The sequence below is a fragment of the Mesorhizobium sp. M0408 genome (genome assembly GCF_040321495.1).
In the GTDB taxonomy this organism is placed as follows: Bacteria; Pseudomonadota; Alphaproteobacteria; order Rhizobiales; family Rhizobiaceae; genus Mesorhizobium.
The window spans coordinates 104,416-130,531 of the sequence record NZ_JAMYRO010000005.1 but is presented as its reverse complement, the minus strand read 5'-3'; the positions used below and the strand labels follow the sequence as shown (position 1 = coordinate 130,531).

Below are 26,116 nucleotides of genomic sequence, written 5' to 3'. Positions count from 1 at the left end.
GCTCGCGGCCACCCCACGGAGATTTGACATGACGTCCAAACCAGAAAAAGTTCGCTGGGGCATTCTCGGGCCCGGCAACATCGCCAAGGCTTTTGCCGGGGGCGTCGCCCATTCGCGCACCGGCACATTGGTCGCCTTAGGGGCGCGCAATCCCGGCAAGGCGGGGCTCACCGAGGCTTTCCCCGGCGCTCGCATCCTGGACGGCTACGAGGCTTTGGTTGGCGATCCGGATGTCGACGCGATCTATATTTCGACGCCGCATCCGAGCCATGCCGAATGGGCGATCAAGGCGGCCGAGGCCGGAAAGCACGTGCTTTGCGAAAAGCCGCTTGGCCTGACCGCATTCGAAGCCGACGCCATGATCCATGCCGCGCGCAAGGCCGGCACCTTTCTCGGCGAAGCCTTCATGTACCGGCTGCATCCGCAGACGGCCAAGTTGGTCGAGCTGATCAGGGCCGGCGCGATCTGCGACATCAAGATGATCAAATCCAGCTTCGGCTTCGCCATGCCGGGCTTCATGCCGGAGCACCGTCTCTACGCCAAGGATCTCGCCGGCGGCGGCATTCTCGATGTCGGCGGTTATCCCGTCTCGATGGCGCGGCTGATTGCCGGCGCCGCGGCGGGAAAGCCCTTCGCCGAGCCGGACAAAGTCGTCGGCGCTGCGCATCTCGGCCAATCCGGCGTCGACGAATGGGCGTCGGCGCTGTTGCATTTTCCGGGCGGCATCGTCGCGGAAGTGTCCTGCAGCATCTCGCTCGCTCAGGACAATGTCTTGCGTATTGTCGGCAGCAAAGGCCGCATCGAGGTGGCGGATTTCTGGTATGCCGGCGGCCAGCAAGGCGGCACCGGCGAAATCCGCATCATCCGTCCGGGTGACACCGAGGTGGTCGAGGTCACGGAGGACGGCTGGCTGTACGCATTTGAGGTCGACGCCGCCGGCGAGGCCATTCTCGGCGGAAAGCAGGAGTTCGCCTGGCCCGGCATGGGCTGGGCCGACAGTCTCGGCAATCTGCGCGTGCTCGACAAATGGCGGGCCGCAATCGGGCTCGAATACGACATCGAGAAACCGGCAAAGCGCGTCAACACGATCTCCGGACGGAAGCTGCGCTCCGGCGGAACCGCCATCCCCAAGCGCAGCATTCCGGGCCTGCCGCGGCCGGCCTCGTGCCTGGCGCTCGGCTTCGAGGATTTCCGCACCTTTTCGTCGGGCGCCATCCTGCTCGATGCCTATTTCGAGGCCGGCGGCAATCTGTTCGACACCGCCTTCGTCTACGGTTCCGGCTATACCGAGACGCTGCTCGGCCAGTGGCTGAAGAACCGCGGCGTGCGCGAGCAGTCGGTGGTCATCGGCAAGGGCGCGCACTCGCCGCTCTGCTATCCCGACGTCATCGGCAAACAGCTTACCCAGTCGCTCGAACGGCTGCAGACCGACCATATCGACGTCTATTTCATGCACCGCGACAATCCGGATGTGCCGGTCGACGAGTTCGTCGATGCGATGGACCGCGAGGTCAAGGCCGGCCGCATTCGCGGTCCGTTCGGCGGCTCGAACTGGACGATGGAACGCATGGATGAGGCGATTGCCTATGCCGAGCGCACCGGCAAGCAGAAGCCCGGTGCGCTTTCCAACAATTTCTCGCTGGCCGAAATGCTGGAGCCGATCTGGGCAGGCTGCGTCACCTCCTCCAGCGACGAATGGAAGGCCTGGCTCGCCGCCCGGCAGATGCCGAATTTCGCCTGGTCGAGCCAAGGCCGCGGCTTCTTCACCGACCGCGCCGGCCGCGACCGGCGCGACAATGAGGAGCTGGTCCGGGTCTGGTATTCGGAGAGGAATTTCGGCCGTCGCGACCGCGCCATCGAGCTCGCCAGACGGCTGGGCAAAAGCCCGATCCACGTCGCGCTCGCCTATGTCCTGGCGCAGCCCTTTCCGTCCGTCCCGCTGATCGGGCCGCGCACGCTCGACGAATTGGAAGACAGCCTCCAGGCGCTCGACATTTCACTTTCGCCGGACGATCTTGCATGGCTGGATAGCGGTTCGGATCAGGCCCGCGCGCGGGCCTGACGGCAGCGGCGATCGCTTCGGCCTACGTTGGCCCCTTAGCTTCCGGACTGTTTGCGCTGCCCTCACCCTCTCCCGCAAAGAACCCGGAAAGGGTAAGAATGAGGGCAGCGCAAACGTCACTGGAAGTTAGGGAAGACAGATGCTCGACATCGCACCGACGAAACAGGCGGCCACCTGGCTTGGTTCTTTTGCGCGAGCACTCGAGGCCGGCGACGTCGAGGCCGCAATCAACCTGTTCGTCGAGGACTGCTACTGGCGCGATCTCTTGACCTTCACCTGGAACATCAAGACGATGGAAGGCCGCGCCGCGATCCGCGACATGCTGGCGGCGACGCTGGCAACGACAAAGCCTGCCCGATGGCAGCTCAGCGGCGAAGCGACTTCGGACGAGGGCATGATCGAAGCCTGGTTCAGCTTCGAGACGTCATCGGCGTGGGGTCAAGGCGTCATGCGCCTCAGGGACGGCAAATGCCGGACGCTGTTTACGGCGATGAGCGATCTCAAGGGGTTGGAGGAGCGCAAGGGCCCGGCGCGGCCGCTGGGTGTCCGCCACAAGGCAGACCCGGAACGCGAAACCTGGCTGGAGGCGAGGCGCCGCGAGGCGCGTGACCTCGGCGTTAGCCAACAGCCCTACTGCCTGGTTATCGGCGGCGGCCAGGGCGGCATCATGCTGGGGGCGCGGCTCAGGCAATTGGGCGTGCCGGCCATCGTCATCGAGAAGAACACCCAGGCCGGCGATTCCTGGCGCAATCGCTACCGCTCGCTCGTGCTGCACGACCCGGTCTGGTACGACCATCTGCCCTACATCCCGTTTCCCGAGAACTGGCCGGTGTTCACGCCCAAGGACAAGATGGGCGACTGGCTGGAGATGTATACGCGCGTCATGGAGCTCAACTACTGGACCTCCACGACATGCGTCAGCGCGTCCTATGACGAGACCGAAAAGGTCTGGACGGTCGAGCTCGACCGCGCCGGCGAGCGCATCACGCTAAAGCCGAAGCACATCGTCTTTGCAACCGGTGCTTATGGCCCGCCCAGGCGCATCGACCTGCCGGGCGCCGAGGTCTTCGACGGCGAAATCCTGCATTCCAGCCAGTATTCCAGCGGCGAAAAATTCCGCGGCAAGAAGGTCGCCGTCATCGGCGCGGCAAGTTCCGGCCATGACGTCAGCGTCGACCTCTGGGAGAGCGGCGCCGAGGTGACCATGGTCCAGCGCTCGCCGACGACGGTGGTCAAGTCGGACACGCTGATGGAGATCGGTTTCGAGATCTTTTCGGAAAAGGCGCTGGCCCGCGGCATCACCACCGAGAAAGCGGACATGATCGTCGCCTCGACGCCGTTCGCGCTGCTGCCGCAAGGCCAGCGGGCGCTTTACGACATCATCAAGGCGCGCGACGCGGCCTTCTACGATCGCTTGCGCGGCGCCGGCTTCGCCATCGATTTCGGCGACGACGAGACCGGGCTCCTGATGAAGGCCTACCGCACCGGCTCGGGCTTCTACATCGATGTCGGCGCTTGCGACCTGATCATCGACGGCGAGATCGGCATCCGCAGTGGCGTCGGGATCAAGTCGCTGACGCAGACAGGCATCCTCTTCGACGACGGCACCGAACTGGCGGCCGACGCAATCATCGCCTGCACCGGCTATCTCTCGATGAACGAAACCGTGGCGGCGATCGTCTCGCGCGAAGTCGCCGACAAGGTCGGCCCGTGCTGGGGGATTGGCTCGGGCGTGAAAGGCGACCCGGGTCCGTGGCAAGGCGAATTGCGCAACATGTGGAAGCCGACGGCACAGGAAGCGCTGTGGTTCCACGGCGGCAATCTGGCGCTGTCGCGCTTCTATTCGAAGTACGTCGCGCTGCAGATCAAGGCGCGCATGGAAGGCATTGCGACGCCGGTCTATGGAGCGCCGGGGCGGTGACGGCCGATCTCCCCCCTTGAGGGGGAGATGGCCGGCAGGCCAGAGGGGGGCGCCGCGCGTCGAGCGCCAACCTCCATCCGTTGCAGGAAGACGAGCCCGGTCGAACCGACCCCCTCTGTCGCCTTCGGCGACATCTCCCCCTCAAGGGGGGAGATCACCCACGCCCGAAATGCCGGCTCGCCACATCGACATGAGTGTCGTGCGCATGCGCTTCGAAGCGTTCGGTCTCGCCGAGATCGTCCACCGCCTCGTTCGGCCACCAGCTGCCGCCGACCACGATTCCGTCCGAGACCAGCCTTTGCTCGGCGACCAGCGAGGCGCCGACCGAATCGACAAAGGTGAAGCGGCCCGGACGCAGCCGCAACACCGCGATGTCGCCGACCGCACCCACCGCAAGCCTGCCGAGATCGGGCCTGGCGATCGCTTCGGCAGGGCGCTGCGTGGCGGCGCGCAGCACCTCGACCAGCGGCATGCCGAGCGCCAGCAGCTTCGACATGCAGACCAGGATGTCGAAGGCCGGCCCGTCGACGCAGTAGAGATGCACGTCGCTGCTGATCACGTCCGGCGCCAGCCCCTCGCTGAGCATCGCTTTCGCCACTTCGAAATCGAACGAGCCCATGCCGTGGCCGATGTCGAAGATGACGCCGCGCTCGCGCGCCAGCCGCATATCTGGCCGCACCGCCCCCGAGGCGAAGACCGGCGCGTTGGGAAACGGCCGGAAGCAGTGGGTGAGGATGTCGCCCTTGCGCAGCCGCGGCAGCACTTCCGAGCGGCCCGGCGGCGGCTCGTCTATGTGCGCCATCAGCGGCAGGCCGGCTTTGTCGGCGGCTTCGAGCGCGAGATCGACCGGCGCGATGCCGCTGGTGCCGCCGGCATGGCGACCCGAGCGGACCTTGACGCCGACAACCACGTCCGCGTGCTCGCGAGCCGCCGCTACCGTCTCGCGCGGTTCGCAGAGCCGGAGATCGCTACACTCGCCGACCGCCACGGTCTGCGAGAAGCCGAATATGCCGGCAAAGGAAATGTTGACATAGGCCAGGATGCGGACTTTCGAGCGCTCGATGACGTGGCGGCGAAAGCCGAGGAAATTGCCGGCGCCGGCACTTCCGGCATCGATGAAGGTGGTGGTGCCGCTCTTTGCGGCGAGCCGGTCGGCATCGACGCCGAGCGACGTGCCGCCCCAATAGACATGGCTGTGCAGGTCGATCAGGCCCGGCGCGACGATGGAGCCCGTGGCATCGATGACGCGGGCGGCACGTTCGAAGGGGATTTCGGTGTCGATCGCGGCGATACGGCCGTCGGCAATCGCCAGATCGCTCTGCGCGTCGAGGCCGGACGCCGGATCGATGAGGCGGCCGCCTTTTATCAGGAGATCGAATTGCATCGCGCCTGTCTCCACTTTCCCGTCAGGCCGGCCTGTAGGCAACGGCCTCGACCTCGATCTTGATGTCGATCATCAGCCGCGACTCCACTGTCGTGCGCGCCGGCGGGTCTTTCGGGAAATGCCTGGCATAGACGGTGTTGAAAATGCCGAAATCGCGGGCGTCTTCGAGCCAGACCGTCGTCTTGACTACGTCGTCGAGGGTACAGCCGGCCAGCGCCAGTGCCGCCTTGACGTTCGACAGCACCTGCTCGGTCTGTTCGGCGATGCCGCCCTTGACCACCAGCCCGTCTGTGCCGACCGGCACCTGGCCTGAGACATAGACGAAATCGCCGGCCCTGACCGCCGGCGACAACGGCACATGGGATTTTCCAAAACACTGCTTGGGCAAGGAGGCCTCCTGTCTAGGTTCTTTGGGTGAACGCGCGGTGCTGCGAGAGATAGGGGGCGGCTGCACGCCATCGATCCACATTTTGAAAGCCTATATCGCTTTGCTGCGGTAACGCCACAACGATCACCGCCCTTGGTGATCCTTCGCGACCCCCTCTGTCCTGCCCTCTTTGCGATCACTTGGCATCTCCCCCTCTAGTGGGGAGATCGGCAGCTTCGCCGATAGCATCCATTCAGCCACCTTGGAGATTGGCGAAAGCCGCGGTGACATCCAATCTCCCCCTGGAGGGGGAGATGCCCGGCAGGGCAGAGAGGGGGGCGCTGTCCCGACAGCGTCTGGACCCGCGACACCAGCCGGCTCAGCGGTCGATCCGCGTCGACAGGATGATCGACGACGACGTGCGCTCGACTCCGTCCATGGCGCCGATCTGGTCGAGAAGCGTGTCGAGATCCCTGATCGACGGCGCCTCGACGATGACGATCATATCGAAATTGCCGCTGACCGAGTGCAGCGTGCGAACCGGTGCCAGCGCCTGCAGGCTGCGCACCACCTTGTCGGCAAGCTTGGGGGTGACGGTGAGCAGGACATGCGCCCTGACCAGCCCCTGCTCGTAATCCGGCAACAGCCTGACCCCGTAGCCGGCGATGATGCCGCGCTGTTCCAGCCGCTCGATCCGGCTTTGCACCGTTGTTCGTGAGACGCCGAGCCGCCGCGCCAGTTCGGCGGTCGAGGCGCGCGCATTGGTGCGCAGCAGGGAAAGCAGAGCCTGGTCGGCATCGCTGAGCATTTCGACGAACCTTACCGGCACATTGCCCAAAGAGAGGCTGCGTTTCGTACAATCTCACGCTTCCTTTCGACAGGCAAGCTGCGATTCTAACCGTGAATTTAGCATTGGTGCGAGGGACCGGTCATGAAGGAAATCATCGTCGTCGGCGCCGGCAAGATCGGCTCGACCATTGCCGAGATGCTGGCTTCCACGGGCGACTACCATGTCACGCTCATCGACCGCTCGGCGGCGCAGCTCGGCGCGGCCGAACTGTCTGAAACGGTCGAGACGCTGGAACTCGATATCGAAGCCGCCGGCACGCTCGAAGCCGCCTTGGCCGGCAAGTTCGCGGTGCTCAGCGCCGCGCCCTTCCATCTGACCACGCGCATCGCCGAGGCGGCGGCCAGTGCCGGCGTGCATTATCTCGATCTGACCGAGGACGTCGTCAGCACCAGGCGCGTCAAGGAACTGGCGCGTTCCGGCAACAGCGCCTTCATTCCGCAATGCGGGCTGGCGCCGGGCTTCATCTCGATCGTTGCCAACGATCTCGCCAGCCGCTTCGACACGCTGGAAAGCGTGCGCATGCGGGTCGGCGCGCTGCCGCAATACCCGTCGAATGCGCTGAACTACAATCTGACCTGGAGCACCGACGGCGTCATCAACGAATATTGCGAGCCGTGCGAGGCGATCGTCGAAGGCGAGCTTGTCGAAGTGCCGCCGCTGGAGGAGCGTGAAGAATTCTCGCTCGACGGCGTCACCTACGAGGCGTTCAACACCTCGGGCGGGCTGGGCACGCTGGCCGAAACGCTGAAAGGCAGAGTGCGGACGCTGAACTACCGCACCATCCGCTATCCCGGCCATGCCGCGATCATGAAGGCGCTGCTCAACGACCTCGGCCTGCGCCACCGCCGCGACGTGCTGAAGGACATTTTCGAAAGCGCCCTGCCGGCGACGCTGCAGGACGTGGTCATCGTCTTCGTCACCGTCAGCGGCCGCAAGAACGGCCGCCTGCTGCAAGAGACCTACGCCAACAAGATCTACGCCAAGCGCGTCGGCGAAACGGTGCGCAGCGCCATCCAGATCACCACCGCCTCCGCCATCTGCGCGGTGCTCGACATGCTGGCCGACGGCAGCTTGCCGGCCAGGGGCTTCATCAAGCAGGAGGACATCGCCCTCGACGCCTTCCTAGCCAACCGCTTCGGCCGCGCCTATGCGCAGCACGAAATGGTTAGCCGGCTTGCAGGGTGAGCTGCGTAATCTCCCCCCTCGAGGGGGAGATGTCGCCGAAGGCGACAGAGGGGGTCGCCTCGCGTAGAGCGCCAACCTCCATCTGTCGCAAGGGAGGTCGCATCCAGTCGAACCGACCCCCTCTGGCCTGCCGGCCATCTCCCCCTCAAGGGGGGAGAGCACGAGCCCTCAGACATGCACCGCCCGCCCCAGCGCCTTCAGCGCCGCTTCCGGAAAACCCTCGCCCTGTGTCGGATGGGCATGGATCGTCCCGGCGATATCCTCCAGCGTCGCACCCATCTCCAGCGCCAGCCCAAACGCAGTGGACAGCTCCGACACGCCCTGGCCGACGGCTTGAATGCCAAGCACCAGATGGTTGTCCGCCCGCGCCACTACCCGGACGAATCCGTCCTCGCCCAACTTCGTCATCGCCCGGCCATTGGCGATGAAGGGAAACAGTCCGACCTTGATCTCGCCACGGGTCTTGGCCTCCTCCGGCGACAGGCCTGCGGTGACCAGCTCCGGATCGGTGAAACAGACAGCCGGGATCGCTCGTCTGTCCCAGCTGCGCTTGTGGCCGGCGACGATCTCGGCGACCATTTCGCCTTGCGCCATGGCCCGGTGCGCCAGCATCGGCTCGCCGGTGACGTCGCCAATGGCAAAGATACCACGCATCGAGCTGCGGCACTGGTCGTCGATGCGGATGAAGGATCCGGCCATGTCGAGGTCGATCTGCTCCAACCCCCAGCCTTCGGTCACCGGCTTGCGACCGACCGTGACCAGCACCATGTCGCCGGCAATCTTGCCGTTCTTGCCGCCATTCGTCTCGACCAGCAGCGCGTCGCGCTTAGTGGACAGCCCCTTGGCCTTGGCGTTCACGAGCACCTCGATGCCGAGTTCGGCCAGCCGCTTCACCACCGGCCGGGTCAGTTCCGCATCATATTGCGCCAGCACGCGCGGCAACGCCTCGACTACGGTCACCTTGGCGCCCAGCTTGGCAAAGGCGATGCCGAGTTCCAGCCCGATATAGCCGCCGCCGACCACCGCCAGCCTCTCCGGAACTTCGCTCAGCGCCAGCGCCTCGGTCGACGAAATGACCGGCCCGCCGAACGGCAGCGATGGCAGATCTACCGGCGCCGAGCCGGTCGCTATCACCACAGTTTCGGCTCGGATCACCTGCATGCCGATCTCGGTCTCGACGGCAACGGTCTTGCCGTCGCGAAATGTCGCCCAGCCATGCACCGTCTTCACGCCAGCTTTCTTCAGCAGGCCGGCGACGCCGTTGTTCAGCCGGCTAACGATGCCGTCTTTCCAGGCAATGGTCGCCGCGAGATCAAGCGACGGTGCCGCGACCGTTATGCCGAGTGGACTTTTGCCGCCGGCCATGTGCGAGAGCTTTTCGAACTCTTCGGCTGCATGGATCAGCGCCTTTGACGGGATGCAGCCGACATTGAGGCAAGTGCCGCCCGGTTTGCCTGCCTCGACGATCACTGTGTCGATGCCAAGCTGCCCGGCGCGGATGGCACAGACATAGCCGCCCGGACCGGCGCCGATGACCAGCAGCTTGCAGGAGATTTCCTTCATCATTGCACCTTAGTTCGACGAGCCGGCGGGGCAGCACCCCCCTCTGTCCTGCCGGACATCTCCCCCTCAAGGGGGGAGATTGGCAGCTTTCGCGTTCGGCTTAGTCCTGCAAAGCTGGAGATTGGCGAAAGGCGGGATGACGGCCGATCTCCCCCCTTGAGGGGGAGATGCCCGGTAGGGCAGAGGGGGGCGCGAAGGATCGCTACTGCTCTCATCTCGCGCCCCTGCGATCCTCTGTTCATCTCATCAATCCACAAAAATCAGCGCCGGCGTTTCCAGCAGCGTCTTTATCCGCTGGATGAACACCGCCGCGTCCCAGCCGTCGATGACGCGGTGGTCGAAGCTGGAGGACAGGTTCATCATCTTGCGCGGGATGAACTGGGTACCGTCCCATACCGGCCGCACCATCATCTTGTTGACGCCGACGATCGCCACTTCCGGATGATTGATCACCGGCGTCGTCGCCACGCCGCCCATGGCGCCCAGCGAAGTGATGGTGATGGTCGATCCCGAGAGTTCGTCGCGCGTCGCCGTGCCGGATTTTGCTGCCTCGGCCAGCCTGACAACCTCGGCTGCACAGTCCCAGATGTCGCGCGCCTCGGCGTGCTTGACCACGGGCACCATCAGCCCGGAAGCCGTCTGCGCGGCGATGCCGATATGGACGCCGCCATGCTGGTGGACGATGCCGGCTTCGTCGTCGAACAGTGCGTTGACATTGGGCTGGTCGGCGATTGCCTTGACCATCGCCCGCATCAAGAACGGCAGCAGCGTCAGCTTCGGCCTGTTCCCGCCCGGCCGCTTCTCCTTGTTGAGCGCGGCGCGCAAATCCTCGAGCGCGGTGACGTCGATCTCCTCGACATAGGTGATATGCGGGATGCGCGACTTGGCCAGCGTCATCTTCTCGGCGATCTTTCGCCTGAGCCCGACTATCTTGATGTCCTCGACCGCCTCGTTGCGGGCAAGGCCGGAAACCTTGGCGAGCAGAGGTCCGCGCGCCAGGAAAGCCTCGATGTCCTCATGCTGGATGCGGCCGGCCGGGCCGGTTCCCGGGACCTGCCGAAGGTCGATGCCGGCCTCTTTCGCCCTCAAGCGGACGGCCGGTGAGGCCAGTGGCTTTTCGCCCTCCGGACGCGGCGCGCCGGAGGTCCGCGCAGTACCCCCACCGGCGGCAGTACCCCCACCCCTAACCCCTCCCCACAAGGGAGAGGGGGATTCGCCACCCGCCGCACTTAGTCCCTTATGCGTTGGTGTTTTTTCAGATGATCGTGGAGCGGTCTCGGGTTCGGCCTTGGAGGTTGCGGCACGTCCCCCTCCCCCTTGTGGGGAGGGGTTAGGGGTGGGGGTACTGCGCTCGGTGGGGGTATTCTTGGCGCCCGCCTCAGTGGCCTGCGACGCAGCATCCCTGACATTGCCCTCGCCCGCCACCTTCAACCTGACAATCGGCGAGCCGATCGCCACCGTGTCGCCGATCTCGGCGCCCAACCAGACGATTTCGCCATCGACGGGCGAAGGAATTTCGACCGTCGCCTTGTCGGTCATGACAGCGGCCAGCACGGCATCCTCGCGCACGAGATCGCCGACCTTGACCTGCCATTCGACGAGCTCGGCCTCGGCTACGCCTTCGCCGACATCGGGCAGCTTGATGACATATTCGCCCATCGTTCCCCCTTCAGGCTTCCACCGTTTCGACGAGCGCGCGGCCTAGCCGGGCAGGACCAGGAAAATAGTCCCACTCCTGCGCATGCGGATAGGGCGTGTCCCAGCCGGTGACCCGCGCCACCGGCGCTTCCAGATGGTAGAAGCAGCTCTCCTGAACCAGCGCCGAAAGTTCGGCGCCGAACCCCGATGTCAGCGTCGCCTCGTGCACGATGACGCAGCGCCCCGTCTTGTTGACCGAGGCGACGATCGTCTCGAGATCGAGCGGCAGCAGTGTCCTCAGATCTATGATCTCGGCATCGATGCCGGTCTCCTCGGCTGCCGCCTGGGCGACATAGACCATCGTGCCATAGGCAAGCACGGTGACTGCCGCACCCGGCCGTCGGATCACCGCCTTGCCGAGCGGCACCGTGTAATGGCCGTCGGCGACTTCGCCGAGCTCATGTTTCGACCATGGCGTTACCGGCCGCTCGTGATGACCGTCGAAAGGGCCATTATAAAGCCGCTTCGGTTCCAGGAAGATCACCGGGTCCGGATCCTCTATCGACGCGATCAAAAGGCCCTTGGCGTCATGCGGGTTCGAGGGCACCACGACTTTCAGGCCGGAGACGTGGGTGAACAGCGCCTCCGGGCTCTGGCTGTGGGTCTGGCCACCAAAAATGCCGCCGCCGGTCGGCATCCTGACCACGATCGGGCAGGTGAAATCACCGTTCGACCGGTAGCGCAGCCGCGCCGCTTCCGAGACGATCTGATCGTAGGCCGGATAAACATAGTCGGCAAACTGCACCTCGACGCAAGGCTTCAGCCCGTAGGCGGCCATGCCGATAGCCGCGCCGACAATGCCGGATTCGCTGATCGGCGCATCGAAGCAGCGGCTCTTGCCGTATTTCGCCTGCAGGCCCTGGGTGCAGCGGAAGACGCCGCCGAAGAAGCCGACATCCTCGCCGAACACGATGACGCGCTCGTCGCGCGCCATCGACACGTCCATGGCGTCGCGGATCGCCTCGATCATGGTCCGCCGCGGCATGGTCAGACCCCTGCGTGTTGGCGCTGGCGCCTGAGATGCGGCGGCATCTCGGCATAGACGCCCTCGAACATGTCGCGCGCCGAGGGCTTGCCGCCGGCATGCAGCGTGCCATGGCGCTCGGCCTCCCGCTGCGCCGAAATCACCGTGTCGAGGATTTCGGCCTCGGCCTGGGCGTGGCGTTCGTCCGACCAGACGCCGCGCTGGATGAGATGGTTCTTCAGCCTGACGATCGGGTCGCCGAGCGGCCAGGCATCGGACTCGGCCTTCGGCCGGTAGGCCGACGGGTCGTCGGAGCTCGAATGGGCGCCGACGCGGTAAGTGACGTATTCGACCAGCGTCGGCCCGAGATTGCTGCGCGCCCGTTCCGCCGCCCATTTGGCCACCGCATGGACGGCGAGATAGTCGTTGCCGTCGACGCGCAGCGACGGAATACCGAAGCCGAGCCCACGGGCGGCAAACGTGCCGGAACCGCCGCGGGCGATGCCCTGGAAGGTCGAGATCGCCCACTGGTTGTTGACGACGTTGAGCACGACCGGCGCCTTGTAGGTCGAGGCGAACACCAGCGCCGAATGGAAGTCGGACTCGGCAGTCGAGCCGTCGCCGATCCAGGCGGCGGCGATCTTCTGGTCATTGCTGATCGCCGAGGCCATCGCCCAGCCGACCGCCTGGATGTACTGCGTCGCCAGATTGCCGGAGATCGAGAAGAAGCCGTGCTCCTTCGACGAATACATGATCGGCAATTGCCGCCCTTTCAGCGGATCGGCCTCGTTCGAATAGATCTGGTTCATCATCGTGACCATCGGGTAGCCGTCGGCGATGAGCAGGCCTGCCTGCCGATAGGTCGGAAAATTCATGTCGCCCCGCGACAGCGCCTTGCGGAAGGCGCAGCTCACCGCCTCTTCGCCGAGATGCTGCATGTAGAAAGAGGTCTTGCCCTGGCGCTGCGCCATCTGCATGCGCGCATCGAAGCTGCGCAGCGTCATCATATGGCGCAGCCCCTCCAGCAGTTCCTCGTCGGAAAGCAGGCCGGCCCACGGCCCGACAGCCTCGCCGGCGCGGTTGAGCACGCGAATGATCGAGAACGCCAGATCGCGGATGTCGCGCGGGTCGACGTCGATCTTCGGGCGCGGCACCGAGCCAGCTTTTGGAATGCTCACATTGGAGAAATCCGGCGTCCCGCCCGGCCGCACTTCCGGTTCCGGAACATGGAAGCGCAGCATTCCGGCATCGGCCATGATCTCGGTCCTCCACTGTTGCCCGGCTAGGATATTTGCACACCGCCAGACCAGTGCCAATTCGTCGGGCGAGGCTTCGCTGCCGCTGGCTGCTGCCCGCGGCAGACAGGATGGAGATATGTCGGCGAAATTTCTTGTCGATCTTCCGGATCGGCGCGCAATTTGGGAGATGATTGCGCCGGGTTTCCCGCCAGATAAGGCAATGCGTCGGGTTGGTCGGCGCGGGCACCTCCTTCTCCCCTTGTGGGAGAAGGTGGCCGAGCGAAGCTCGGTCGGATGAGGGGTGTTCCAGCTTGGCATCGACAGCACTCCGGCCGGCACCCCTCAACCGTCTTGGAGCTACGCGCCAATTCACCTTCTCCCACAAGGGGGAGAAGGAAAGGAGGGCGGCGCCGTTCACCCCGCGCCCGCGTCATGCTAATCAGCGCCTATGGCACAAAAGAAAGCATACGAGGTCGATGCATGGCTCGCGAAGCCGGATCCGCGCGTCTCGATCGTGCTGCTTTACGGTCCCGATCGCGGGCTGGTTGCCGAGCGGGCAAAGGCCTTTGCCGGCAAGACCGGCCTGCCGCTTGACGATCCGTTCTCGGTCGTCAGGCTGGACGGATCGGAAGTCGATCGCGACGAGGGCCGCCTGCTCGACGAGGCCCGCACCGTGCCGATGTTTTCGGAGCGGCGCCTGCTATGGGTGCGCAATGCCGGCGCTCAGAAGGCGCTTGCCGATGACGTCAAGGCGCTGACGTCGGAGCCCGCGCGGGACGCGATCATTCTCATCGAGGCCGGCGACTTGAAGAAGGGTGTCGGCCTGCGCGCCGTGGTGGAGGCGGCGGACAATGCCATGGCATTGCCTTGCTATGCCGATGAGGCCAGGGATATCGATACGGTCATCGACGACGAACTGCGCAAGGCCGGCATGTCGATGACACTGGAGGCGCGGCAGGCGCTGCGCCGCAATCTCGGCGGCGACCGGCTGGCCTCGCGCGGCGAGATCGAAAAGCTGGTGCTTTACGCGCATGGCCAGGCCGAAATCGGCCTCGACGACGTCAAGGCGACGTCTGGCGATGTCTCGGGCCTCTCCTTCGATGCGGCGGTCGACGCCCTGCTCGAAGGCAGGATCGCCGACTTCGATACCGCCTTCACCCGCCATTGCCAGTCCGGCGGCCAGCCCTTTCTGGTACTTTCATCGGCGATGCGGCAGTTGCAGGCGATCCAGGCGATGCGCGGCCAGATGGACGCCGGCGGCCGCAATGCCGCTTCGGTCGTAGCCGCGGCGCGCCCGCCGGTTTTTTTTTCGCGGCGCAAGCTGGTCGAGAAAGCCCTCGAACGGTGGAGCAGCGAAGCGCTCGGCCGCGCCCTCAACCGCCTGCAGACGGCGATCCTGCAGACACGCCGGCGGCCGGATCTGTCGGTCGCGCTGGCACGCCAGGCCCTGCTCGGCATTACCGTGGAGAGTGCCAGGCTGGCGCAGCGCACCTAATCTCCCCCCTTGAGGGGGAGATGTCGCCAAAGGCGACAGAGGGGGTCACAGCGCGTAGAACACCAGCCCCTTCCGCGAAGACAGAGGACGTGGGCGCTTGAAATTTGACGACCCCTTCTGGCCTGCCGGCCATCTCCCCCTCAAGGGGGGAGATTAACTACTTCGACGATTTCGCCAATCACCGCGCGGCAGCAAAACGTTATTTGCCGGCTAATTTTAGCAACCTACCTACTCCCGCTTCAGCCTTCGGCAAAGCTCGTCGAGCTGCTCCAGTGTCCGGTAGGCGACGCTGATCACGCCGCCGCGCTGGTTGTGCTCGATCGTGACGATCATGCCGATCGTGCTGGTCATCAGCCGCTCCAGCGCCAGCGTGTCGGCATCCTTTTGCGGCGGTGCGGCGGGCTGGCGTTTTGCCGCCGGCGCGCCGACCGGCAGCTGCGCCAAGGCCTCGGCCTGGCGCACCGAAAGCCCCTCGTCGATGATCCGCTTGGCAAGCCCGGCCGGGTCGTCGGCCGTCACCAGGGTGCGGGCGTGGCCGGCCGAGAGCGCGCCGTCGACCAGCATGTCGCGAATGACGTCGGGCAGCTTCAGCAGCCTCAGCGTATTGGCGACATGGCTGCGGCTCTTGCCGATCACCTGGCCGAGATCGGCTTGGGTATAGCCGTGGTCGTCGATCAGCTGCTGGTAGCCCAGCGCCTCCTCGACCGGGTTGAGGTCGGTGCGCTGGACGTTTTCGATGATCGCCAGTTCGAGCGCCGTGCGATCGTTGACGTCACGTACGATGATCGGGATTTCGGTCAGCCCGGCGCGTTGCGCCGCGCGCCAACGACGCTCGCCGGCGATGATCTCGTAGCGGCCCGTTTGGGTTTTCGACGGCCGCGCCACCACCGGCTGCACCACGCCATGTTCGCGGATCGACTGGGCGAGGTCGGTCAGGTCGGCGTCGCCAAAATGCCGGCGCGGGTTCTTCGGGTTGGGGCTGAGGAACTCGATCGGCACCTTGCCGTCGGCCGCCAGCCCGGGCTTTTCCGGAGCCGCCGGGCGATCGATTTCGCCGATCAGCGCCGCCAGTCCCCGTCCCAGTCTTTTTCTCGAAGGGTCTTCGTTCATCGTCCGTCCAAATCGTTTCGGTATCGAATCGCTTGTTGGTTACTGCTAGGCGACACGCAATTTGCGCTCGCGGCGGATGACTTCCGAAGCAAGCTGCAGATAGGCCTGGCTGCCCGAGCATTTTAGGTCGTAGAGAATCGCCGGCTTGCCATAGGACGGCGCCTCGGAAACGCGGACATTGCGCGGGATGACGGTTTCATAGACCTTGTCGCCCATATGCGCCCGCACATCCTGCACCACCTGGTTGGCGAGATTGTTGCGCCCGTCGAACATGGTCAGCACGATGCCCTGGATCGTCAGGTCGGGGTTGATCGAGCGGCGCACCTGCTCGACCGTCTCCAAAAGCTGGCTCAGGCCCTCCAGCGCGAAGAACTCGCACTGCAGCGGCACCAGCACCGAATCGGCCGCAGCCATCGAATTCAGTGTCAGCAGGTTGAGCGACGGCGGGCAGTCGATCAGCACATAGCCGAAGTTGGCCGAGCGCTCGGCCGAAGCCCGCAGCGCGTTGCGCAGCCGCAGCACCCGATCCGGCGCCGAGGCGATTTCCATCTCGATGCCGAGCAGGTCGAGCGTCGACGGTACGATCGACAGGCCAGGCACCGCCGTCGGGATCGCCGCCGCTTCGAGATCCAGCTCGCCGGTCAGCACATCATAGGACGAGACGCTGCGGTCGCGCCGGTCGATGCCAAGCCCGGTGCTGGCATTGCCCTGCGGGTCGAGATCGACGATCAGCACCTGTTCGCCTATGGCCGCCAGCGCGGTGGCCAGATTGATGGCCGTCGTCGTCTTGCCGACGCCGCCCTTCTGGTTGGCGACTGTGATGATTCGGGGGCCGTTCTTCATCATGGGTCTATGCCAGAAATTCATTTGGGTCGCCGGTCACAAGCCAGGGTGCTGTCGCAAGTCGGATACTTCGAGAATGACGCCCTGCGCGTCGGTTGCACTGGCATGTTCTACCAGATCGAAAGACCATCGTTGAGCGCTTTCTGCCAATTCGGCGCGGTAATCCCGGCCTTTGTGAAACAGGCCGCGCGACCCCTTGGTCAGCCACGGTGCCGCCAGGTTGAGCAAAGCCGGCAGCGAGGCGAGTGCCCTGGCTGTGACGATTTGCGGTGCTGGAACAAGAGGATAGCTGTCGTCGATGCGGCGCGCGATAACCTTGGCGGGCAGGCTGAACTGTCCGATGACCGCTTGCAGGAACGATGCTTTTTTCCGGTTGCTTTCAACCAGGTCGATACCGGCGCCGTCCCGCTCGGCAAGCAAAAAGGCCAGCACAAGGCCCGGAAACCCACCGCCGGAGCCGAGATCGACCCAGCGCTTCGCCTCTGGTTTGATTCGCGCCAGCTGCGCGCTGTCGAGGATGTGGCGGCGCCAGACATCGTCCTGCGTCGATTGCGCGGCCAGATTGATCCGGCGGTTCCATTTCTGGAAGACGGCCTCGAACTCGACCAGGCGATCGAATGTTTCACGTGAAACCGGGCCCGCTGCCGTCTGCAGGTTTGCCCAGGACGCAGCGCTCACGCGACCTGCTTTCGCGCGGCCGCCTCGGCATTGCGGACATGGGCGACAATAATCGCCAGCGCCGCCGGCGTCATGCCTTCCATGCGTTGCGCATCGGCAATCGAGCGCGGCTGGCGTGCCAGCATCTTCTGCTTCAACTCGTTCGACAGGCCGGGAACAGAAGCAAAGTCGAGCGACTCGGGAATAAGCCTGCTCTCCTCATGCCTGATCTGCGAAACATCGGCCTGCTGGCGGTCGAGATAGACAGAATATTTGGCTTCCGTTTCAAGACGTTCGGCCGTTTTGCTGTCGATCGCCGCGAAAGCCGGCTCGACCCGCGCCAGCCAAGCGATGTCGACGCCGGGATAGGCCAGCAACTCATAGGCCGAGCGACGGACGCCGTCCCGGTTGATTTCGAGCCCATGGCGCGCTGCCTCATTGGGGGTCATGGTGGTGCCGAGGGCGAGCTGTCGCGCCTTCTCAAGGTCTTGCATACCATTGTTGAACCGCTGCATCCGCTCCGGCGAGGCAATCCCCAGCCTTATCGCCAGTGGCGTCAGCCGCTCATCGGCGTTGTCGGCTCGCAGCGAAAGCCGGAACTCGGCCCGCGAGGTGAACATGCGGTACGGCTCGGCGATGCCGCGGCTGGTCAAATCGTCGACCATCACGCCGATATAGGCTTCGGTGCGGCTCAGCACGATTTCCTCGCTCGCCGACGCCTTGCGCGCTGCATTCAAGCCGGCAAGCAGCCCTTGCGCGCCGGCCTCCTCGTAGCCGGTGGTACCGTTGATCTGGCCGGCGAGGAAAAGGCCGGCGATCCGCCTGGTTTCCAGCGTCGGCTTGAGCTCGCGTGGATCGACATGGTCATACTCGATGGCATAGCCCGGCTGCAGCATGGTTGCCCGCTCCAGCCCCGGAATGGTCTTCAGGATGTCGAGTTGCACGTCCTCGGGCAGCGAGGTCGAAATGCCGTTCGGGTACACCGTGTCGTCGTCCAGCCCTTCCGGCTCCAGAAAGATCTGGTGGCCTTCGCGGTCACCGAACTTGACGATCTTGTCTTCGATCGACGGGCAATAACGCGGCCCGACGCCTTCGATCGACCCCGAATACATGGCCGAGCGGCCGAGATTGGTGCGAATCAGCTCGTGCGTCGCATTGGTCGTTCGGGTGATGCCGCAATGGATCTGCGGATTTTCGATGCGATCGGTCAGCAGCGAGAACGGCACGGGGTCCTCGTCCGCCGCCTGGCTCTCCAGTGACGCCCAATCGATCGTCCTGCCGTCCAGCCGCGGCGGCGTGCCGGTCTTCAGCCGCCCGAGCCTGAAGCCGGCGCGGCTCATCGTCGCCGACAGGCCGACGCTCGCCTGCTCGTTCATGCGGCCGGCGACGATCTTCTTCTCGCCGATATGGATCAGCCCGCGCAGAAAAGTGCCGGTCGTCAGCACCACGGCGCCGCAGGCGAGCCGGCTTCCATCCGCCAATAGCACCGCCGCGATGCGTCCGTCGTCGATTTCCCCGTTGTTGATTTCGAAATCCAGCACCTCGCCTTCGATGACATCGAGGCCAGCCTGCTGGCGGATTGCCGCCTGCATGGCGAGGCGATAGAGTTTTCGGTCGGCCTGCGTTCGTGGACCACGCACCGCTGGCCCCTTGCGGCGGTTGAGCAGGCGGAACTGGATGCCGGCGGCATCGGCGACGCGCCCCATCAGCCCGTCCATGGCGTCGATCTCGCGAACCAGATGGCCCTTGCCGAGGCCGCCGATCGCCGGATTGCAGGACATCACGCCGATCGTGTCGAAGCGCAGCGTCACCAGCGCCGTCCTGGCGCCAGCCCGCGCAGCGGCACTGGCTGCCTCGCAACCAGCATGACCGCCACCCACCACAACCACATCATAGTGATTGGTCATTTGTATATTCCGATTCAAATCTGCCGACACATGTGCCCGTGAGCCTGCACTGTCAAGGACACCAACTAGTCGTTTCACGTGAAACAATTCCGTCTGCGTTCATCGCTACGTGTTTCACGTGAATCATCACCGGCTTCCCGCCACTATGCGAGCACGCTAGCGACACGCCCGCATCTCGGCACTTGGCAATGTTTCACGTGAGTCATTTGCCGATACAGAACTGCGAAAAGATAACGTCGAGCATATCCTCTACATCGACCGACCCAACGATTCGTCCGAGCCGATCCGCCGCCAGGCGCAGCTCCTCGGCCTGCAGTTCCTGGCCGCGATCACAACTGGCCACTGCTGCGAGCAGGAAGCGTTTCGTCTCGTTGAGCAGCTCGACATGCCGCAGCCGCGACGGCAGGATATCGCCGGCCTTGCCGATCTGGACTGCGGCACGACGCCCGATCTCGTCCAGCAGTTCGGTCAGACCCGTGCCGTCCCGCGTCGAGATAGCGAAATCATAGTGCGCCGCGGGCGAGGGCGATTTGCCCCCCAACAGGTCAATTTTTGTTCCGACCCTCAGCGCCTGAATGTCGCTCGTCAGCACACCGATCGCGATTGGGTCTGCCAGATCCTCCAGCAGCAACAGCAGATCAGCGCTGTGCGCCTTGGTCCTGGCTTTCTCGATGCCGATCGCCTCGATCATGCCAGGCGCCTCGCGCAGGCCGGCGGTGTCGGTTACCCTTACCCGCATCCCCTCAAGGTCCAGTACCACCTCGAGCAGGTCGCGGGTCGTGCCCGGCTCGTCGGTGACGATGGCCGCTTCGCGCTGCGCCAAGGCGTTGAACAGGCTGGACTTGCCGGCATTCGGCGCGCCGAGGATTACCACTTCGAACCCATCGCGAATGATTTCGGCAGCTCGGAAGCCGGCGACGTGGCGCTCTATTTCCCCGATCATCGCCCGGACATCGGACCAGACTGTATCGGCGACCGAGCCCGGCACGTCATCCTCGTCGGCAAAGTCGATCTCGGCCTCGATCATCGCGCGGGCGTGGATCAGCCGTCGGCGCCAGCCCAGATAGAGTTCGCTCTGCACGCCTTGGGCGTTGTGAACGGCAAAGCGCCGCTGCGCCTCGGTTTCGGCGTTGATGAGATCGGCCAGCGCCTCGGTTTCGACCAGATCGAGCTTGCCGTTGAGAAAGGCGCGGCGGGTGAATTCGCCAGCCTCGGCATGCCTGACGCCGTCGAAGGAGGTGATCGTTTCCAGCATCCTCGCCACAACGGCGCGCCCGCCATGCACATGGAACTCTGCAACGTCCTCGCCGGTAAAACTGTCGGGGCCGGCAAAGAAGACGACCAGGCCGCTGTCCAGCACCGATCCGTCGGGCGCCCGGAACTTGCGATAGGTGGCAACGCGGTTTGGCACCTTCGATCCCGCAGTCGTTTCGACAGCAAATCGACTCTGCGGCCCCGAAATCCGGATCACTGCCATGCCGGCCGGCAGGCGCCCGCTCGACAGCGCCACGATGGAGTCTTTTGAAATCATTTGCCCGCTCTGCCGAAGCGCCCTAGCTATGCTTGTTCAATCCGCCATCGAGTAGCGCCGTGACATTGCCTGCACAAAACCTGCTTGCCGAAGAGGCCAGCCCCTATCTGCAGCAGCACAGCGGCAATCCAGTGCACTGGCGGCCATGGTCGCGCGCCGCTCTGGCCGAAGCAAAGGTGCTGCAGCGTCCGATCCTGCTCTCTGTCGGCTACGCCGCGTGCCATTGGTGCCACGTCATGGCGCATGAGAGCTTCGAGAACGACGACGTCGCCGCCGTCATGAACCGTCTCTTCGTCAATATCAAGGTCGACCGCGAGGAGCGCCCCGACATCGACCAGATATACATGGCGGCGCTGTCGTCGATGGGCGAGCAAGGCGGCTGGCCGCTGACCATGTTCCTGACCCCGGACGGCAAGCCGTTCTGGGGCGGCACTTACTTTCCGCGCGAAGCCCGCTACGGCCGGCCGGGCTTCGTCCAGGTGCTGGAGGCGGTTGACAAGGCTTGGCGGGAGAAGAAAGAAAGCCTCAACCAGAGTGCCGACGGCCTGACCACGCATGTCGAGACGCGGCTGGCGGGCAGCCATGGCAAGGCCGTGCTCGACCGCGGCATGCTGGCGAACCTCGCCAATGGCATTGACGGCATGATCGACCGCGATTTGGGCGGTCTGCGCGGCGCGCCGAAATTCCCCAACGCGCCGTTCATGCAGAGCCTCTGGCTGTCCTGGCTGCGCGACGGCACCGCATCCCACCGCGACACTGTTCTCCTAAGCCTCGAAAAGATGGTGGCCGGCGGCATCTATGACCATATTGGCGGCGGACTCAGCCGCTACTCGACCGACGCCGAATGGCTGGTCCCGCATTTCGAAAAAATGCTCTACGACAATGCCCAGCTCATCCGCTTGTGCAATTGGGCCTGTGCGTCAACCGGCAAGGAATTGTTCCGGCTGCGAATCGAAGAGACGATTGCCTGGCTGTTGCGCGAAATGCGAGTCGAGGGCGATGCCTTTGCCGCCAGCCTTGATGCCGATAGCGAGGGCGAGGAGGGGTTGTTCTACACCTGGAGCAGGGATGAGCTCGAAGCAGCCCTTGGCGACGATTCAGCATTGTTTTTCAAATACTTCACGCTTGCCGGTACGCATGGTTGGGAAGGCAAGCCGATCATTTGCCAGACTGATGCTCAACAGGCGCAGAGCGTCGTCGATCGTGACCTTCTCGTTCCGCTCAAGCAAAGGCTGCTGGCAGCGAGGGAACAGCGCGTGCGGCCCGGGCGTGACGGCAAGGCCCTGACCGACTGGAACGGCTTTATGATCGCAGCCCTTGCCGAGGCCGGACGGTCGCTTGGCCGATCCGACTGGATCGAAGCGGCGGCAGCGGCCTTTGCCGCAATTGCGGCTGCCGGACGTGACGGCCGCCTGCCGCATTCGATGCTCGGCGCAAAGAAGCTGTTTCCGGCTCTGTCGAGCGACTATGCCGCCATGGCCAACGCCGCCATCTCACTGTTCGAGGCGACCGGCAATCCCGACTATATCGATCGCGCCGGGAACTTCATTGAGCAACTCGATCTTTGGCACTGGGACAGCGACAAGACCGGCTACTATCTGACCGCGTCCGACAGCGCGGATGTGCCGATCCGCATCCGCGGCGATGTCGACGAAGCCATTCCTTCCGCTACCGGCCAGATCATCGAAGCCCTGGTCCGATTGTCGTCGCTTTCGGGCGATCTCGATCTCTGGGAAAAAGCCTGGACAGTCGCAGAGCACGCGGGCGGGCGGGCGGAGCACCAGGGCTATGGCCAGGCGGGTATAGTCAATGCCTGTGCCTTGTCGCTTGAACCGCTGAAGCTGGTGATCGTGGATAGACCGGAGAATCCAAGGCTTGTTCCGGTTGCGAATCGAAATCCAGACCCGCGCCGGGTGGACATCGTCGTGCCTGTTGGCTCGGCGACAAATCTGCCGGCCTTGCCAGGCGGCGTCATGCCGCCAACGGCCGAGCCCGGCGCCTGGCTCTGCACGGGGCAGGTCTGCCTGCCGGTGGTGACTAGTGCCGAGGAGCTTGAGCGGCTGTTGCACCGGCAATGAGTCCAACGCGGCTCCACCTTCTCCCCTTGTGGGAGAAGGTGGCCGAGCGAAGCTCGGTCGGATGAGGGGTGTTCCAGCTTGGCGCCGACGGAGTTCCGTCCGGCACCCCTCAACCGGCTTGGCGCTGCGCGCCAATCCACCTTCTCCCACAAGGGAGAAGGGAAGGCCCGCAACCCTTACGTATTCATCGAATCGAAGAAATCCGCGTTGGTCTTGGTCTGCTTGAGCTTGTCGATAAGGAACTCGATGGCGTCGGTCGTTCCCATCGGCGCCAGGATGCGGCGCAGCACGAAGATCTTCTGCAGGTCCTGGCGTGGGACCAGCAGGTCCTCCTTGCGGGTGCCGGATTTGAGGATGTCCATGGCCGGGTAGATGCGCTTGTCCGCCACCTTGCGGTCGAGCACGATTTCCGAATTGCCGGTGCCCTTGAACTCTTCGAAGATGACCTCGTCCATGCGGCTGCCGGTATCGATCAGCGCTGTCGCGATGATGGTCAGCGAGCCGCCTTCCTCGATATTGCGGGCAGCACCGAAGAAGCGCTTCGGCCGTTGCAGCGCATTGGCGTCGACACCGCCGGTCAGCACCTTGCCGGACGACGGCACCACGGTGTTGTAGGCGCGGCCGAGGCGGGTGATCGAGTCCAGCAGGATGACCACGTCACGGCCGTGCTCCACCAGGCGCTTGGCCTTTTCGATGACCATTTCGGCGACCTGGACGTGGCGCACCGCCGGCTCGTCGAAGGTCGAGGACACCACCTCGCCCTTCACCGAGCGCTGCATGTCGGTGACTTCCTCCGGCCGCTCGTCGATCAGAAGCACGATCAAATAGCATTCCGGATGGTTGGTGGTGATCGAATGGGCGATGTTCTGCAGCAGCACCGTCTTGCCGGTGCGCGGCTGCGCCACGATCAACGCGCGCTGGCCCTTGCCGAGCGGCGCCACCAGGTCGATGACGCGCGCCGAAATATCCTTGGAGGTCGGAACCTCCATCTCCATCTTCAGCCGCGAGGTCGGATAAAGCGGCGTCAGATTGTCGAAATGGATCTTGTGGCGGATTTTTTCCGGGTCGTCGAAATTGATCGTGTTGACCTTGAGCAGCGCGAAATAGCGCTCGCCCTCTTTCGGGCTGCGGATCGGCCCTTCGACCGTATCGCCGGTCTTCAGCGAGAACCGCCGGATCTGCGACGGTGAAATATAGATGTCGTCGGGACCTGGCAGATAGTTGGCATTGGCGGAGCGCAGGAAGCCAAAGCCGTCCTGCAGCACTTCGACGACGCCGTCGCCGATGATCTCGATATCCTGGGTCGCCAGCCTCTTCAGGATCGCGAACATCAGCTCCTGCTTGCGCATGACGCTGGCATTCTCGACTTCGAGCGATTCCGCATAAGCGATCAGCTCTGGCGGTTTCTTGTTCTTGAACTCTGTGAGTTTCATTTCTTGCATCATTAGACGGACTCTGAGTAAGCTTTGGGAAAAATATCGGCGGGATGCGACAAATGCCGGGCGCGGCCGAAGCGATAAATGGGCGGCGCATGACGGGAAGGAAGACCCGTCTTTTATCGTCGGTCGGTTGAAAGAGCAAGCCGCCTTTTGCGGGCAACCGAAGACGTCAGAACGGTTTCACGATAACCAGGACGACGATGACGATCATCAGCAATGTAGGGATCTCATTGACGATCCGCCAGTGCCTTGCCGATTTTTCATTGCGGTCTTCGGCAAATTTCCGGACGGCGCCGGCGAGATAGCCATGCACGGCCGACAGGCCAACCACCGCGGCGATCTTGGCATGCAGCCAGCCGCCTTGAAAACCAAAGCCTTTCCAGGCAAGCCACAGGCCGAATGCCCAGGTGATCACCATTGCCGGATTGATGATGCCGCGCAGCAGGCGGCGCTCCATCACCTTGAAAGTCTCCGACTGGACGGAGCCTTTTTCGGCATCGGCATGATAGACCAGCAAGCGCGGCAAATAGAGCATGCCAGCCATCCAGGAGATGACGGCAATCACATGGATCGCCTTTGCCCAGGGATAGAAATCATCGGGCCCGAACAGCAACAGCAGGCCGGCCAGCACCAGGAAAATGGCGATCGCGATTGCCGCGCGGCGCATCGCGCCCTTACCGGTGTTGGTGCCGTTCGCATTGTCCGCGCCCATCATCGTCACGATGCGCTCCGCACCAGCTTGACCATCCGCTCGACATGAGCGAGCGGCGTCTCCGGCGTGATGCCATGGCCGAGATTGAAGATCAGCGGCCCGTCGCCCAGCGCCTTCAGGATCGCCCCCACGCCGTCGTCAAGCGCCTTGCCGCCGGCTACAAGCCTCAGCGGATCGAGATTGCCCTGCACGGCGCCGTCACGCTGCAATTCCTTCGCCGTCGACAATGGCACGGTCCAGTCGAGGCCCAGCCCGGTCACGCCGGTCTTCTGGCGATAGCTTCGATAGTGATCTCCCGCGCCCTTGGGAAAGCCGATGATCGGAACATTGGGATGGGCAGCCTTCACTTGCCGGACGATCGAGGCCACCGGCTCGACGCAGAACAACTCGAAAGACGCTTCGTCGAGTACGCCTGACCACGAATCGAAGATCTGCACCACGTCGGCGCCGGCCTCGATCTGGCGGATCAGATAGGCAGCCGAATGATCGGCGAGCACCTTCAGCAGCCTAAGAAAGGCCGCCGGCTCGCGATAGGCGAACAGCCTGGCCGGCGCCTGGTCGGGCGTACCGTGGCCGGCAATCATGTAGGTCGCCACCGTCCAGGGCGCACCGCAGAAGCCGATCAGCGTCGTTTCATCAGGCAGTCTGGCGCGCAACCGCCGCACCGTCTCGTAGACCGGCTCGAGATTCACGTGAAACGTTTCGCCGTCGAGAGCCGCAATTTCCGCAGCCGTGATCGGCGTCAGCAGCGGGCCGCGTCCTTCCTCGAAGCGCACGTCGCGGCCAAGCGCATGCGGCACGACAAGAATATCGGAAAACAGGATCGATGCATCGAAGCCGAAGCGTTCGATCGGCTGCAGCGTCACTTCGACGGCGAGATCCGGGTCGTAGCAAAGATCGAGGAAGGATCCGGCCCGTCTCCTCGTCTCCCGGTATTCCGGCAGATAGCGGCCGGCCTGGCGCATCATCCAGAGCGGCGGCGGAAACGCCGCTTTGCCTCTCAACACGTCCAGCACGATCCGGTCTTGAGGCATTGAGCGCTCGCCTTTCCAGGCTTCCCTATAATTAAATATTCTATTTTTAGGAATCTTATGATTCTAAGAGTCTGTTGG

Annotated in this window: 20 protein-coding genes; 5 read left to right on the top strand and 15 right to left on the bottom strand. The window is 64.2% G+C overall.

From position 1 onward, the window contains the following. Positions 1 to 28: 28 nt before the first annotated feature. Both NKI67_RS07770 and NKI67_RS07765 read left to right on the top strand, forming a co-directional pair. Positions 29 to 2,062 (top strand): aldo/keto reductase, encoded by a 2,034-nt coding sequence (locus tag NKI67_RS07770; RefSeq protein WP_023675943.1) that lies wholly within the window; start codon positions 29 to 31, stop codon positions 2,060 to 2,062. 139 nt (positions 2,063 to 2,201) lie between these two features. After that, positions 2,202 to 3,983 (top strand): NAD(P)/FAD-dependent oxidoreductase, encoded by a 1,782-nt coding sequence (locus NKI67_RS07765; protein WP_023675942.1) that lies wholly within the window; start codon positions 2,202 to 2,204, stop codon positions 3,981 to 3,983. A 154-nt stretch (positions 3,984 to 4,137) separates the two neighbouring features. On the opposite strand, the gene NKI67_RS07760 is transcribed toward NKI67_RS07765, so the two are convergent. From NKI67_RS07760 to NKI67_RS07750, 3 genes are all read right to left on the bottom strand, one after another. Beyond that, entirely contained in the window at positions 4,138 to 5,367 is a 1,230-nt protein-coding gene (locus NKI67_RS07760; protein WP_023675941.1) for an amidohydrolase/deacetylase family metallohydrolase, read from the bottom strand. 22 nt (positions 5,368 to 5,389) lie between these two features. After that, a complete protein-coding gene (locus tag NKI67_RS07755; protein WP_023675940.1) occupies positions 5,390 to 5,755 on the bottom strand; it encodes a RidA family protein in 366 nt (121 codons plus the stop codon). Between the two features lie 358 nt (positions 5,756 to 6,113). Further along, on the bottom strand, positions 6,114 to 6,542 hold the full coding sequence (locus NKI67_RS07750; RefSeq protein WP_023675939.1) for an Lrp/AsnC family transcriptional regulator: 429 nt from the start codon (positions 6,540 to 6,542) through the stop codon (positions 6,114 to 6,116). Positions 6,543 to 6,665: 123 nt separating this feature from the next. Here NKI67_RS07750 and NKI67_RS07745 point away from each other — a divergent pair, with 123 nt between their 5' ends. After that, on the top strand, positions 6,666 to 7,769 hold the full coding sequence (locus NKI67_RS07745) for a saccharopine dehydrogenase family protein (protein ID WP_023675938.1): 1,104 nt from the start codon (positions 6,666 to 6,668) through the stop codon (positions 7,767 to 7,769). A gap of 168 nt (positions 7,770 to 7,937) precedes the next feature. On the opposite strand, the gene lpdA is transcribed toward NKI67_RS07745, so the two are convergent. From lpdA to NKI67_RS07725, 4 genes are all read right to left on the bottom strand, one after another. Further along, on the bottom strand, positions 7,938 to 9,332 hold the full coding sequence (gene lpdA / locus NKI67_RS07740; RefSeq protein ID WP_023675937.1) for a dihydrolipoyl dehydrogenase: 1,395 nt from the start codon (positions 9,330 to 9,332) through the stop codon (positions 7,938 to 7,940). Positions 9,333 to 9,578: 246 nt separating this feature from the next. Beyond that, the gene (locus tag NKI67_RS07735) at positions 9,579 to 10,991 is read right to left on the bottom strand and encodes a dihydrolipoamide acetyltransferase family protein (RefSeq protein ID WP_023675936.1); all 1,413 of its coding nucleotides are present in this window, start codon (positions 10,989 to 10,991) and stop codon (positions 9,579 to 9,581) included. Between the two features lie 10 nt (positions 10,992 to 11,001). Next, positions 11,002 to 12,015, bottom strand: coding sequence for an alpha-ketoacid dehydrogenase subunit beta (locus tag NKI67_RS07730; RefSeq protein ID WP_023675935.1), 1,014 nt, complete (start codon positions 12,013 to 12,015; stop codon positions 11,002 to 11,004). 2 nt (positions 12,016 to 12,017) lie between these two features. After that, entirely contained in the window at positions 12,018 to 13,250 is a 1,233-nt protein-coding gene (locus tag NKI67_RS07725) for a 3-methyl-2-oxobutanoate dehydrogenase (2-methylpropanoyl-transferring) subunit alpha (RefSeq protein WP_023675934.1), read from the bottom strand. Positions 13,251 to 13,680: 430 nt separating this feature from the next. Here NKI67_RS07725 and holA point away from each other — a divergent pair, with 430 nt between their 5' ends. Beyond that, positions 13,681 to 14,727, top strand: coding sequence for a DNA polymerase III subunit delta (gene holA, locus NKI67_RS07720; RefSeq protein ID WP_023675932.1), 1,047 nt, complete (start codon positions 13,681 to 13,683; stop codon positions 14,725 to 14,727). 228 nt (positions 14,728 to 14,955) lie between these two features. Here holA and NKI67_RS07715 read toward each other — a convergent pair whose 3' ends face one another. The 5 genes from NKI67_RS07715 to mnmE form a co-directional block, all read right to left on the bottom strand. Then, on the bottom strand, positions 14,956 to 15,837 hold the full coding sequence (locus NKI67_RS07715) for a ParB/RepB/Spo0J family partition protein (RefSeq protein WP_023675931.1): 882 nt from the start codon (positions 15,835 to 15,837) through the stop codon (positions 14,956 to 14,958). A 45-nt stretch (positions 15,838 to 15,882) separates the two neighbouring features. Continuing rightward, entirely contained in the window at positions 15,883 to 16,683 is an 801-nt protein-coding gene (locus tag NKI67_RS07710) for a ParA family protein (RefSeq protein WP_084641031.1), read from the bottom strand. A 33-nt stretch (positions 16,684 to 16,716) separates the two neighbouring features. Then, positions 16,717 to 17,358 (bottom strand): 16S rRNA (guanine(527)-N(7))-methyltransferase RsmG, encoded by a 642-nt coding sequence (rsmG, locus tag NKI67_RS07705; RefSeq protein ID WP_023675929.1) that lies wholly within the window; start codon positions 17,356 to 17,358, stop codon positions 16,717 to 16,719. Continuing rightward, positions 17,355 to 19,244 carry a tRNA uridine-5-carboxymethylaminomethyl(34) synthesis enzyme MnmG gene (mnmG, locus tag NKI67_RS07700; protein ID WP_352644926.1) on the bottom strand — a complete coding sequence of 630 codons (1,890 nt, stop codon included), beginning with the start codon at positions 19,242 to 19,244 and terminating at the stop codon, positions 17,355 to 17,357. Before mnmG ends, rsmG begins: the two co-directional genes overlap by 4 nt. 202 nt (positions 19,245 to 19,446) lie before the next feature. Further along, on the bottom strand, positions 19,447 to 20,775 hold the full coding sequence (gene mnmE, locus NKI67_RS07695) for a tRNA uridine-5-carboxymethylaminomethyl(34) synthesis GTPase MnmE (protein WP_023675927.1): 1,329 nt from the start codon (positions 20,773 to 20,775) through the stop codon (positions 19,447 to 19,449). A 59-nt stretch (positions 20,776 to 20,834) separates the two neighbouring features. Between mnmE and NKI67_RS07690 the strand changes: the two genes are divergently transcribed. Then, on the top strand, positions 20,835 to 22,853 hold the full coding sequence (locus tag NKI67_RS07690) for a thioredoxin domain-containing protein (protein WP_352644924.1): 2,019 nt from the start codon (positions 20,835 to 20,837) through the stop codon (positions 22,851 to 22,853). Positions 22,854 to 23,029: 176 nt separating this feature from the next. Here NKI67_RS07690 and rho read toward each other — a convergent pair whose 3' ends face one another. The 3 genes from rho to hemE form a co-directional block, all read right to left on the bottom strand. Beyond that, entirely contained in the window at positions 23,030 to 24,295 is a 1,266-nt protein-coding gene (gene rho, locus NKI67_RS07685) for a transcription termination factor Rho (protein WP_023675925.1), read from the bottom strand. A gap of 166 nt (positions 24,296 to 24,461) precedes the next feature. Further along, on the bottom strand, positions 24,462 to 25,007 hold the full coding sequence (gene hemJ / locus NKI67_RS07680; RefSeq protein ID WP_031211566.1) for a protoporphyrinogen oxidase HemJ: 546 nt from the start codon (positions 25,005 to 25,007) through the stop codon (positions 24,462 to 24,464). A 2-nt stretch (positions 25,008 to 25,009) separates the two neighbouring features. Next, positions 25,010 to 26,038, bottom strand: coding sequence for a uroporphyrinogen decarboxylase (hemE, locus tag NKI67_RS07675; RefSeq protein WP_023675923.1), 1,029 nt, complete (start codon positions 26,036 to 26,038; stop codon positions 25,010 to 25,012). Positions 26,039 to 26,116: the final 78 nt, after the last annotated feature.